At 70.4% G+C, this 11,421-nt stretch carries 14 protein-coding genes and 1 pseudogene; 3 read left to right on the top strand and 12 right to left on the bottom strand.

Translation table 11 applies throughout. From position 1 onward, the window contains the following. Nucleotides 1-423 (bottom strand): DUF2267 domain-containing protein, encoded by a 423-nt coding sequence (locus tag BLT82_RS33680; protein WP_244529658.1) that lies wholly within the window; start codon nt 421-423, stop codon nt 1-3. 78 nt (nt 424-501) lie between these two features. Beyond that, entirely contained in the window at nt 502-933 is a 432-nt protein-coding gene (locus BLT82_RS33675; RefSeq protein WP_093659605.1) for an Hsp20/alpha crystallin family protein, read from the bottom strand. Between the two features lie 130 nt (nt 934-1,063). On the opposite strand from BLT82_RS33675, the pseudogene BLT82_RS38350 reads away from it, so the two are divergent. Together BLT82_RS38350 and BLT82_RS33665 are read left to right on the top strand one after the other, a co-directional pair. Then, nucleotides 1,064-1,721 (top strand): annotated as a pseudogene (locus tag BLT82_RS38350) (type III effector protein). Nucleotides 1,722-2,133: 412 nt separating this feature from the next. Further along, nucleotides 2,134-3,399 (top strand): PP2C family protein-serine/threonine phosphatase, encoded by a 1,266-nt coding sequence (locus BLT82_RS33665; protein WP_093661849.1) that lies wholly within the window; start codon nt 2,134-2,136, stop codon nt 3,397-3,399. A gap of 402 nt (nt 3,400-3,801) precedes the next feature. On the opposite strand, the gene BLT82_RS33660 is transcribed toward BLT82_RS33665, so the two are convergent. From BLT82_RS33660 to BLT82_RS33615, 10 genes are all read right to left on the bottom strand, one after another. Continuing rightward, nucleotides 3,802-5,070, bottom strand: a complete 1,269-nt coding sequence (locus BLT82_RS33660; protein WP_093661847.1) for an ATP-binding protein — start codon at nt 5,068-5,070, stop codon at nt 3,802-3,804. Nucleotides 5,071-5,736: 666 nt separating this feature from the next. Continuing rightward, nucleotides 5,737-6,309 (bottom strand): Asp23/Gls24 family envelope stress response protein, encoded by a 573-nt coding sequence (locus tag BLT82_RS33655; protein ID WP_093661845.1) that lies wholly within the window; start codon nt 6,307-6,309, stop codon nt 5,737-5,739. Further along, nucleotides 6,306-6,833 carry a DUF6286 domain-containing protein gene (locus tag BLT82_RS33650; RefSeq protein ID WP_093661843.1) on the bottom strand — a complete coding sequence of 176 codons (528 nt, stop codon included), beginning with the start codon at nt 6,831-6,833 and terminating at the stop codon, nt 6,306-6,308. The genes BLT82_RS33655 and BLT82_RS33650 overlap by 4 nt, the downstream gene beginning before the upstream one ends. Then, complete coding sequence (locus tag BLT82_RS33645) at nt 6,830-7,237, bottom strand: Asp23/Gls24 family envelope stress response protein (RefSeq protein ID WP_093661841.1); 408 nt, start codon at nt 7,235-7,237, stop codon at nt 6,830-6,832. Before BLT82_RS33645 ends, BLT82_RS33650 begins: the two co-directional genes overlap by 4 nt. Further along, entirely contained in the window at nt 7,209-7,418 is a 210-nt protein-coding gene (locus BLT82_RS33640; protein WP_093661838.1) for a hypothetical protein, read from the bottom strand. The genes BLT82_RS33645 and BLT82_RS33640 overlap by 29 nt, the downstream gene beginning before the upstream one ends. A gap of 141 nt (nt 7,419-7,559) precedes the next feature. Further along, the gene (locus tag BLT82_RS33635) at nt 7,560-8,057 is read right to left on the bottom strand and encodes an Asp23/Gls24 family envelope stress response protein (protein ID WP_093661836.1); all 498 of its coding nucleotides are present in this window, start codon (nt 8,055-8,057) and stop codon (nt 7,560-7,562) included. A 103-nt stretch (nt 8,058-8,160) separates the two neighbouring features. Then, nucleotides 8,161-8,478 carry a hypothetical protein gene (locus BLT82_RS33630; protein ID WP_093661834.1) on the bottom strand — a complete coding sequence of 106 codons (318 nt, stop codon included), beginning with the start codon at nt 8,476-8,478 and terminating at the stop codon, nt 8,161-8,163. Continuing rightward, nucleotides 8,478-8,894, bottom strand: coding sequence for an Asp23/Gls24 family envelope stress response protein (locus tag BLT82_RS33625; RefSeq protein WP_093661832.1), 417 nt, complete (start codon nt 8,892-8,894; stop codon nt 8,478-8,480). The genes BLT82_RS33630 and BLT82_RS33625 overlap by 1 nt, the downstream gene beginning before the upstream one ends. Before the next feature lie 142 nt (nt 8,895-9,036). Next, the gene (locus BLT82_RS33620; protein ID WP_093661830.1) at nt 9,037-9,597 is read right to left on the bottom strand and encodes a hypothetical protein; all 561 of its coding nucleotides are present in this window, start codon (nt 9,595-9,597) and stop codon (nt 9,037-9,039) included. After that, nucleotides 9,588-10,127, bottom strand: coding sequence for an RNA polymerase sigma factor (locus BLT82_RS33615; RefSeq protein ID WP_342029436.1), 540 nt, complete (start codon nt 10,125-10,127; stop codon nt 9,588-9,590). The genes BLT82_RS33620 and BLT82_RS33615 overlap by 10 nt, the downstream gene beginning before the upstream one ends. Nucleotides 10,128-10,661: 534 nt before the next feature. Here BLT82_RS33615 and BLT82_RS37650 point away from each other — a divergent pair. After that, nucleotides 10,662-11,417 (top strand): histone protein, encoded by a 756-nt coding sequence (locus BLT82_RS37650; protein WP_208868116.1) that lies wholly within the window; start codon nt 10,662-10,664, stop codon nt 11,415-11,417. Nucleotides 11,418-11,421: the final 4 nt, after the last annotated feature.

Below are 11,421 nucleotides of genomic sequence, written 5' to 3'. Positions count from 1 at the left end.
TCAGGTGGGCTGGGGGCGGCCGAAGAGGAGGTCGTAGCCCGTGGGGAGCTGGAGCAGGATCTGGCTCAGCAGGTCGTCGCCGGCGGCGTCGGCGACGGTGCTGAGGACGGCGCTGGCGTCCCACGCCGCGGTCTGTTCGGTGGCTCCTTCGATCCAGGCCGCGGTCGCGCGGACGAACCGCTCCGGTGACAGCGGCTCGGCGCTCTGCAGCGGGTTGAGAAGGATCAGGGCGAAGCCTTCCGGCAGACGCGCGGCGAGCTGGGCGCGTACCTCGCCGACCAGGTGTGCGCCCAGCAGGGCGAGCACCACGCGGGCCGCGCGCTCGGCCTCGTGCAGGGAGCCGTATTCGCCGCGTTCCTTCACCCGGTCGAGGAACGCTTCGCATCGCAGGGCCACGTCGGCCGCACCCCTTTCCTCGTTCATTGGGGCGCGCGGAGGACGGGAGAAGGGGAGACCAGGTACCCGTCCTCCGCCGCTGTTCGAGCCGTTCGACGGTCCGGCTCAGCCGGAGATCTCCTTGTGGCCGGATCCGACGCCGATGGAGATCTTGCGGGGCTTGGCGCGCTCGGCGATCGGGATGCGCAGGGTGAGCACGCCCGCGTCGTAGTCGGCCTTGATGTGCTCGGTGTCGAGGGTGTCGGCGAGCACGATCTGGCGGGAGAACACGCCCAGCGGCCGCTCGGAGAGTTCCATCTGCACGTCGTCGGCCTTCGCCACCGGTCGGCGCTCGGCCTTGACGGTCAGCATGTTCCGCTCGACGTCGATGTCGATCGCGTCCGCGGCCACGCCCGGGAGGTCGAAGGCCACCACGTACTCGTCGCCCTCGCGGTAGGCGTCCATCGGCATCGCCGACGGCTTCGACCAGGTGCCCGGGCCCATCAGCTGCTGGGCCAGCCGGTCCAGCTCACGGAAGGGGTCAGTGCGCATCAACATCGTGAAAACACCTCCAGCAGGTTCGGGCAGTTGCTGCCAATGCGCCTCACTGACACCGTTGTAACATGTCATCCAACGGATGACAAGCGTCATGTCGTCCAACCGATGACATCCCTCGACGGAGGCGTCCATGACCCCGTGCCAGCAGCCGGTCCCATCAGGTACCGACGCCGTGAGCCCGCGGTCGTTCCTCGCCGCCGCGGCCGCCCTGGAGACCATCGACGGAGCCCCGCACGCCGCCAGGAACGGACTCGCGGGCTCTTCCGACGCAGACGTTGGCCCGGAGCAGGCCCTGGCCTCCCTCCTGCCGCTGCGACAGGTGCGCGAGCAGCTCGCCGGCTGGGAAACCGGCCTCATCGAAACGGCCCGCAAAGCAGGAGCCAGCTGGGCAGACCTCGCACACCCCCTCGGCGTCGCCAGCCGTCAGGCCGCCGAGCGCCGCTACCTGCGCGGCCGGGACCACCGGCGAACAACGCGTCCAGGCCACCCGCGAACGCCGCGCCGCCCGGCGCACCACCGCCTCCTGGGCCCGCCGCAACGCCGCCGCCGAGCGCCGCCGCGACCCGGTGAACCCACTCGGTCGCGATCAGGACATACACAGCGGCGACGACCGGCCGGCCAGGCGGTCAGGCTCATCCTCGCTTCCCCTCTGGCGCGCCGTACGGGTCGTCGTCGAGAGCCGCGTCCCCCGCAGTGCGGGACGGGTCTCCAGCGTCGCGCGGCACACACTGCGGCGGCCATCGGGGCCGACACCCACATTTGCTGCGGCGAGCACTGGCCAGTGGTGATCCCGGGCGGGACATCCAGTGGTGATCCCGGGCGGGAAATGGGGCCGGCCGCCGGAGCGGGCGGCGAACGGCCCGGGGTGTCCGGTGGGCAGGACGCCCGCGGCGGGACCTGCGAAGGCCGTGGAGACAGCAAACGGTGCCTCCCGTACCCTCATCACCACCTGGAGGTGGGCTGCCGGCAGCGGCAGATTCACTGGCTGCCTTAGGGCTCCCGCAATCCCCAGCGGACGCGCGACGACAGCTACGGCACCTCGCTGCGTGTCGGATCGCCCGAATACGCCAGGTGTGAGGGCGACCCTCCGCCTTGCGGTGCACCGCATCTGACGCCGTACCGATCCACCGGTGATGACGGGACAGCCCTTTGGGAGTGTCGCACCTGGAATGTCAGCCGGTCCGAGGTAGAGGTCTGAAAATGAGCACTCAGGACACCGGCGGGGCCGCGCCGTTCGACGTCGACTACGAGGCGGTCTTCCGCGCGTTTCCCGGACCTGCGCTGCTGCTCACCCCTGACCTGTTCATGGTGGACGCGAACGACGCATTCCTCGAACGGTCCGGCCGCGACCGCGGGGATCTTGTGGGGCGTTCTGCATTTGAGGTGTTCCCGGTGGACCCCGCTGATCCGGACGCACCGGGCAGCCGGCTGCGCGCGTCGGTGGACCGGGTGCTGACCACCGGACGGCAGGACACCATGCCCCTGCGGCGGTACGATCTGGAGTCGCCCGGACGGGCGGAAGCCTGGGAGAGGCGATTCTGGACTCCGGCGAACGCGCCGGTTCTCGGCCCGGACGGGCGGGTGGCACTGATCATCTCCCGGGTGGAGGACGTCACCGAACTGGTCCGCATCCGCGCCGCCTTGCGCGAGGCGGGCAAGGCACTCAGCGATGAAGAGGCCATGACAGCCGGGCTGCTCTCGCAGTCCCAGGATCTGCAGGAACTCAATGAACGGCTGCGCCTCGCCCACGCGCGCGAACGCGAGATCGCGGTCAGCCTGCAGCGCGCCATGCTGCCGAGTGTCCCCTTGGGCTTCAGCGAGGTGGCGGTGCGCTACCGCCCTGCCGTCAGTTCACTCAACGTGTGCGGTGACTGGTACGACGTCCTCGACCTCGGTCAGGACCGCCTCGCTGTGGCTGTCGGTGACGTCGTCGGTCACGGTCTGGAAGCCGCCGGGGTGATGGGCCAGCTCCGCAGCGCTCTCAGCGCCGCCGTCCGCGCGACAGGTGAGCCGGCCACCGCCCTCAAGACACTCGCCCTGCAGGCACCCACGATCGAGGGCGCCGTCGCAGCCACCGCCCTCCAGACGATCGTCGACCGGACCGCTCACACCATCACTTACAGCCGCGCCGGACACCCGCCACCCCTGCTCCTCCACCCCGACGGCTGCACTGCCGAAGTCCTGGACGACGTCGTGGACCCTCCCCTCGGCGTTTGGGACCTCGACGCGGTCAGAAGCCAGGCAACGCTCGCATACGAACCCGGAGCGACGCTCGTGCTGTACACGGACGGACTGATCGAACGCCGCGGCGAGGACATCGACACCGGACTGGCACGCCTCACCCACAGCCTCACCCAGCACTGCGGCCTCGGCCCCGAAGCCCTCGCCAGCGCCCTGCTCGCCGACGTCCATCCGCGCGGCAACAGCCCGGACGACGACACCGCCTTGGTCGTCGTCCGGTTGTGAGCAGTCACTGCGACGTGACGGCGACCACCACGGCTCCGACGACCTCCGCCGCAACGCACGGCCCACCGTCCGCGTCCGCACCGCATCGGTCGCGCCACCGCGCGACGTCGGCCACCACCGCGTACGGAACGACGACCGCGACACCACCCCTCCGTAACGACGGACGGCCGCTTCCCGGCAGCCGAGCCCGGGGCCGCATCGCACGCCGTCGCTGACACGCGTACGCCCCGGGTTCGGCCGGCCGTCGGAGCGGCGAACCACCTGCGGCTGCGACCAGGCCGCCGCAACCGCACCGACATCATCCAGCCCGTCCCGTGCCGAAGGCGGTACCGCCGGTGCCGGGCAGGTCCGCTCGCCGCCCGGAGGCGGTGTGCGACACGAAGGTGCTTCGAGACCAGGACGCTAGATGCGGGCGAACTTCTGGCTCTGGTCGGCGAACTCCTGGCTCATGGCGCTGCTGACGGTGGGGCGGGTTTCGCGGATCGTGTCCAGGTAGGTGTCGGTGCTGGGGTGGACCCGGGTTCCGGTGTCGAAGGTCCGCTCGAACTGAGCCTGCGAGACGGTGCGGGCGACGTGGGCGATGTCGGCGGGGGTGAACCCCTCACTGGCGGACGCGAGTGCCGCGCAGTCGGCCTCCGCGCCTGCTCGTGCCAGGTAGCTCTCCCACAGCGCGGTCCTGGCCGTGTGGTCGGGAGGGCCGATGGGCAACACGTAGTCGAAGCGGCCGTGGCGCAGGAAGGCCGGGTCCAGTGTGGTCACGTTGTTGGTGGCGCAGACGAGCAGCCGGCCGTCCTGGCTGCGGAACCGGACGATCGCCTTGAGCAGTTCGTTGACGATGCCGACCGCGGTCGCGTCCGCGCCGCTCCGTGTGCCGGCGACCTCCTCGACCTCGTCGATGAAGACAAGGACATGGTCGAGCTGGGCGATCTCGTCGAAACGCCGACTCAGCCCGGCCGCCAGCCCGTACTCGGCGGCGAGGCGCGCTGGGAACAGTTCGAGGAACGGCCACGCCAGACGGCTGGCGATCGCGCGGGCGAATGTGCTCTTGCCTGTTCCGGGGGGTCCGAACAGCATGACCGCGCGGGGCAGTTCGACGCCGTGTTGGGCGGCCATTTCGGGGTGGGCCAGCGGCAGGACCAGTCGGCGCTCGATGAGCTGCTTCTCGTGTCGCATGCCTGCGACCCTCTGCCACAGTCCTCCAGGCGGCAGCTCCGCTCCGAGAGAGGACAGCATGCTGATCGCCTGGGGGGTGACCGGCCCTCGCTGCTGGAAGAAGACCAGGCCGGATCGGGCTTCGAAGTCGCAGTTCCGCAGGGCGTCGGCGCCGGTCTCTCCTTCGGGCAGAACCGCGTGCACCGTGTGTACGCCCTCGGCGTACAACCGGTGCTCGAGAGCCGTGATCAGGGCACTGCCCAGGCCCATGTGCCGCCAGGTCGGCATCATGCAGATGCGCAGGATCCACGCCCGGTCGCCTTCCAGTCTGCTCACCGCAGCCCCGACCACCACATCGTCCGCCACCGCCACCACGGCCGGATCAGCGGCTTGGAGGGCCGCCACGGCGTCGGAGAGCGGAAAGAGCGGCGGCTCTCCGGTCGTGCCGCTCTCCGTGTCGACACGGATCACCGCCTCGAGATCGTCCTGGGAGTAGTCCCTGATGAGCCAGCTCGTCATGATCAGCTCCGCGCGTTCGACCGTACCTCCATCATCAGCTCCCGCCCGGGGTGCGACGACCGGGCATCTTCCGTCGCCTCCCGCTCGGTGAATCCCACGGGGCGCGCACCACCGGGCCACGTCCCCTGGGGCGCCGCCAGACCGTGCCGGGCACCGACGTGGGGCCTTGCTCAGGCTCGTGTGGGCACGGTCCTGGGCCGAGGAAGGGCCGGCAACCAAGCCGGGGCCGTGCCCGCTCCGCAGCGAGCGTGGGGTCCCGCTGCCCACCGTGAGGTGCACCGGAGCGGTACACCGTCCTCATCACCCGGCCGAGGCGATGGAGAACGGGCCGAAGACGGGCCGGACATGGGTCATGAGGGCAGCAACCTGCGTGTGGGCTGCGCCCGTTCGAGAGCCGGGGGCCTCGGAGGGACGGCTCGCGAGAACCCTGCGGAACTCGCTCAGGGGCAGGCGGGTGGCGGTTCCGCTGCGGGTTGCCGGTCGGCAGCACGGCCCGCCCTTGGCGGTGAGATCCACGTACCGGTGTCAGGCGCGACGACCGGGCCCGCACCCGAACGTCGTACGCCGGCGCGCCCTTCGAGCATCCGTGGGCGTCGGCGGACACCGAGCGGTGAGGCCTCGGTCAGCACGACCCCCGCCGCACCCGCGACGACCGCCGGACTCAGCTCAGTGTGCGCGGGTGCCGGTGTGGGTGGTGAGGCGGTACTCGACGGTGAGGGGGAGGTTGCCGAGGTCGAGTGCCTGACGAAGACGGGGCAGTCCGTGGGTGGTGAGGCGATGGTTGATGGCGGCCAGATCACCGTCCTGGTCGGTGGTGATCACCAATGCGAGCGTGGGGTTCTCGTGCGATCCGGCGAGCGTGGCGCGGGCGTTGCGGACGCCGGGGTACGTGGTGACATCGCTCAGGAAGGGGACGGTGGCCGCGTTCGCGGCGAGTCGGGTGCTCCCTTGCGCGGGGTTCCGTTCAAGGTGCCAGGCGTGGGCTTTGGGGCGTCGGGCCACCTGCGCGGCGAGCCAGCGCAGGGCGAGCAGTCCGAGAACGATGGCGGCGGCAGCCGTGGCCCACAGGGCCCAGGTGGGTGGGGCGGCGGCGTCGCCGATGAGTGGGGCGCCTGCATCGAGGAAGGCGAGTCGGCTGAAGTGGGCTGCCACTGCGAAAAGCCCCGCGGCGAGCAAAGCAACGCCGAACACGGCGAGCAGCGCGCGGTTGAGTCGGGCCGGGCGGTTGAGGCTGGTCATGGCGTGTTCCTGGGCGCACGAAGCCGGATTCTCGATGCCGGCCTGTTCGAGGGGGCGATATCGTCCAGGCGCCGATCGAGCGCGCCGCGGACGGCATCGGTGAGTCCCGTGGTGTTGGTCCGGTCCGTGCGGATGCGGGCGACGAGCGTGCGGCGGCCCAGCCTCACTCGTGCTCTGGTCACCCCGTCGACACCCGCTGCCGTGCTCCGCAGGGCATGGCGCAGGCTGCGCCTGGTGACGCCGGCGTCCACCTCACCGGTCAGCGGCAGGACGGTGGGTTTCCCCGGCAGGAGCGAGGCGAGCAGAAGGAGGAGGCCGAGGAGGACGGCCGCGACACCTGCGCCGAGAACGGCGCTGTCGTTCCAGTGACTGCTGTGCAGGCTGTCGATGGCGGATCGGTGGCTGATGAGCGGGCTCTGCCCGGCGATCAGCTGGATGGCGACGATGGCGGTCAGGACGCACGCGGCGAGCAGGACCAGGGCGGTGAGGGTGGCGGGGACGGTGCGGCGGGGCCGGCGTTTCATTGGACTCTCCTGGATGGGGAGTCGGGACTGCGCAGGGCGGTGACCTCGATGTCGACGCGGTTCACGGTCAGTCCGGTGAGTTCCGCCACGCGGTGCACCAGGTTTGTGCGGGCGTCCTCGGTGGCGCGGGCGACGGATTCCGGATATGCGACGGAGAGGTGAACGTCCAGCGCCGCGACCGAGTCGCCGGTGACTTTCGCGGTGACCCGGGCCGAGGCCCCGGACCCTTCTCCGCGTGGCGCTGTGCCGAGTATCCGCCCGGCCGTTCCACCGATGTGCTCGACTTCCGTCAACACCCGGGCGGCGATGCGTCCTACGGCACGGTCGGAGATCGTTGTCCTGCCACGCTGGGCGGAACAGGTGTCCGGGTCGGCGTCAGCGGACGGGACGGTCGCGGTGTCCATGGAAGTTGTCCCTGTCACGGCCGGTGAGTTGCGCAAGGTCGAGCTTGCCGTCGAGGTAGCGCCCCACCAGCAGCCCGACCGTCCCGAGGACGAGGAGCACGAGGAAGGCTTCGAAACCGCCGAACGCGGCGGCGAGGCCGAGGACGAGACCGGTCAACAGGCCGGTCTGAGTGGATGTCATGTCGATTCACCTCGAGTGTGCGATGCCGGCCGTGCGGCGATGGACCGGGGGTCTGCGAGCCCGCTCGGAGGCCGGACGGAACCCATGACGCCCCGCGCGCGGTGGGACAGGCTCCTGCGGGTGGCGGAGCCCCGAGCGCCGCTACTGGACACGGTCGCCCGAGCCCTGGTCGGCGCCGTCACCGTCGTCGGCGGGCAGGTGCACGTCATTGACATTGATGTTGACCTCGACGACTTCCAGGCCCGTCATCTGCTCGACGGAGTCGATGACGTTGTTGCGGACGTCCTTGGCCAGATCGGGTATGGCCACGCCGTATTCGACCAGCATCTGGAGGTCCACGGCCGCCTGCCTCTGACCGACCTCAACGGAAACGCCCTGTCCGGCACTGGCCGAGGCTCCGGGGATCCGTCCCTTCACCGCGCCGAACGCGCGTGCCGCTCCGCCTCCCAGCTCGTGTACGCCGGGTACCTCGCGAGCGGCAAGACCGGCGATCTTCTGGACGACGACGTCGGCGATGGTGGTGGAACCCTGCCCGGATTCCTGTGCAGTGGAGGCATCCGGTGCGCCGGCACTCCTGTCCGTGCTGCCTGCGCCGAAGGTCGAGTGTTCGGCGGTATTCGTGGTGGCCGGGTTCGTCATGGTGCGCTCCTCGGTTTCGTGGCTCTCGACGGGGCGGGTTCGCGCTCGTCTACCTGAAGGACCCGTACCAGGGGAGAACGTCATGGCCTCCTGGCCGCTGCCGTCACTCGCGTGACCGCGGGGCGAGGGCGCCGTCGTCCACGTCGGTGACGACCAGGCGCAGCCGTGCGTCATTCCAGCGGGTCCCCTCGAGCGCCGTGGACAGCGCGGCCTCGGCCGCGCGCAGCAGCGGAGGGAGGGGGAGAGCGAGGGCGACGACGCGGATCTCCACGAGGTCGTCGTCGATGCCGACGGCCAGTGCGTCGAGGTTCCACGGCACTCCTCCCCCGACGGGGGAGGGGGCGGGAGAAGCCGGACGAAGACCGGGGATCCCGTCCAGGACGGACAGAAGTGAGCGTGTCAGCTCTGATCTCGGGGTCATCACGTATCCATCCCGTTCATGTGGACGTCCATGATCGACACCGTGACGGCCTGCGGTACGAGGCCGGTGGCAGCGGCGATCGCGCGCCTGACCTCGCGCTGGACGGCCCGTCCCACGATGCCGGCCTGGTCCTGCCCTGAGGTGACAAGGTCGAGGGAGACGCGCGGTCTCGAGGGGACGGCGGTGTGGTCGAGCGTGACTCTGACGCCCTCGGTCGGGGCCGGAGCAAGGCCGTTGATCTTCTGGCGTGCCAGCCGCGTCCACTGGGAGACGAGCCCGGTGAGGCCGGGTTCGAGGCGCACGACGCCAGGGACGCCGAGAGCGGCCCGGGCGGCGACGGCGGCGATCACCGGCTCGGCGATGACCCACTGGGCGCGGGAAACCCCGGCCTTGTCGTCCGGCACGGTCGTTGTCATGGCGGCCACCGTGTCCTTGTGCTCAGTCGCTCTCAACGGTTTGCTGCCCGATCCGGGGGGCCTCATGCGTCGTAGAGGTCCTCCACGGTCAGGTGCGGGCGCACCGGGGTCACCCCGGCCCGTGCTGCCCGATCCGGGGGCCTCATGCGTCGTAGAGGTCCTCCACGGTCAGGTCCAGGCGCGCCGGGGTCACCCCGACCCGTGCTGCGGCGGCCGCAGCGACACGCTCGCGCACCTCGTGGACGGCGTCGGCGGAGAACCTGCGGTACGCCACGGCAAGGCTCATCTCCACCTCCACTTCCCCGACCGTCTCCGTGGCGGCGATCCGGCAGCGTCGCGCACGCACACCGTCGACGGAGTCGGCGGCGCTTCGCAGCACCGCGGCGACCGCTTGTTCGCTGATCCGCAGCCCGCCCGGCTCCGGGCCGGGCAGTGTGAGCATGTGATGACGGCGGGTCTCGGCGCGCACCGCGGACATGATCCGAGCGACCAGGCCCAGCGACACAGGCGCTGCCTCCTCCGAGGCCAGCCCGCCGGCCACGTGCCGCAGCACCACCAGGCCCTTCCGCGTCGTTGAGCAGTACGTGCAGGTGTCCTCATGGGCGTCGGCCGATCCGGTGTCCGTCGCATCGAGCCGTGCCCACACCGTCTCGACGTCGCGGCCGCACGGCAGCATGCAGCCCTGAGCGTCGCTCATCTCCATGGAGCCATCGCCTCCGCCAACTGCGCTCGAGCGCGTGCTATGCGTCCACGCACTGCCGTCTGGGTGGTGCCCGTGGCACCGGCGATCTCCATGTAGGAGCGCCCGTGTACCTCTCTCAGCAACCAGCACGCCCGCTGCTCGGGCGTGAGCCGTTTCAGGGCCTCCCCGAGCGCCGTCAACTGCTCGCTGACCTGCGCCGCCCGCTCGGGTGCCCCAGCGGCATCGGCGGATTCGCGACTGTCCAGGTCGGCTTCCGCGACAGGTCTGCGGGCCCGGATGAGGTTCAGGCACCGATTGGTGGTTGCCCGGTAGAGCCATCCCAGGAACGCGGTGTCGTCCCGCAACTGCGGCAGCCGCCGCCATGCGGTCAGAAACACCTCCTGCACCACGTCCTCGGCATCGCCGCGGCCGGCCAGCATGTGCAGTGCCAAGCGGTACATCGGTCCCTGGTAACGGCGCACCAGCACCTCGAACGCCCGTGAGTCGCCGCCGCGCGCGCGGACCACCAGGGTGGCATCGTCCAACGCCACCTCCTGTGCGGAGACGGCGAGCCGGGGACCGACATCTGTTGGCGATGTCATCGGCACAGCCTTCCTGCGCCAGGCATGCTCTCGCCTTCTTCCGCACGTACTGGATTCCCGGCCGCACCACCGCGGCAGTAGAAGGACACGACGGCCGCGCCATCGTCACGGCTCATTGAGCATCTGCCCTGCGCACGGCCGACGATGCGTCGCGTCGCGACGTTTGCGAGGAAGCGCGGCCTTGGATCGCAGCGCACTGCCTCCGCCGTCGTGGGCAGCGCTTCTCGAGATGCGACCGACACGATTCGGGCGAGACTGGTGAGTACAGGACTGGTCTTGAGCCAGGGCCATGGTGCCGAGGCGACGGCCCATCGAGGCACTGTTCGCCGGGTGGTGGATGGCCTGCCGTCCGAACTGAGGGGGGATCCAGTCCCCTTTCGTTGCGCTCCCGAACGCGGTCGTAGTGGCGCTGTCGGTGGAGGCCGACGGCGGGCCCGCCTGCTGCGGAACGGCGAGTGCCCCAGGGATGAAGGTGACGTGTTCATGGACGATCAGACCAAGATGGCTCTCGCCGCGGCCATCGCCGGTGGCTACGTGCTGGGCCGGACGAAGAAGGGCAAGCTGGCGCTGAGCGTGGGGACCTATCTGGCGGGCAGGCGGTTCGGTCTCGAACCGCGCCAGCTCGCTGCCGAGGGAATGCGCAGGCTGGGGGAGATACCGCAGGTCGCCGAACTGCAGGACCAGCTGAAAGGTGAGGTCCTCGAGGCCGGCCGCAAGGCGGTGACAGCCGCCGCCACCCGCAGCATGGGGACTCTCGCTGCCACGCTCCACGAGCGCACGGCCGGCCTCGGCAAGACGAAGGAGGAAGAGGAGCCGGAGGAGGACTACGAGGAGGAGGAAGAGCCGGCGGAGGAGTACGAGGAGGAGCCCGAGGAGGAGCCTGAGGAGGAGTACGACGAAGAGGAAGAAGACCAGGAAGAAGACCAGGAAGAAGACCAGGAAGAAGACCAGGAAGAGGAACCCGAACGCGAGCGCCCGCAGCGCAGCAGAAGCTCCCGGAGGCCGGCTCGACCGCAAAGGCGTGCCGCGTCGAGGCGTGAGGAGCCCCCCTCTGGCCGGAGCGCTTCCGGCGCAGCGGCGAAACGGGGATCCGGAAAGAAGAGCTCCGCATCGAAGCCGGCAGCGAAGAAGGCTGCCCCGGCGAAGAAGTCCGCCTCCGGCAGGCAGGCTCGCGCGAAGAAGGCGGCGTCTTCAGGGCGGGCGGAGAAGAAGTCCCAGCGCGCCGATCGCCGGAGGTAGTCCA

Origin of the sequence: Streptomyces wuyuanensis (assembly GCF_900103455.1) — a bacterium.
Classification (GTDB): Bacteria; Actinomycetota; Actinomycetes; order Streptomycetales; family Streptomycetaceae; genus Streptomyces; species Streptomyces wuyuanensis.
The sequence above is the reverse complement of the archived record's forward strand: the minus strand, read 5'-3'. Positions and strand labels throughout refer to the sequence as shown.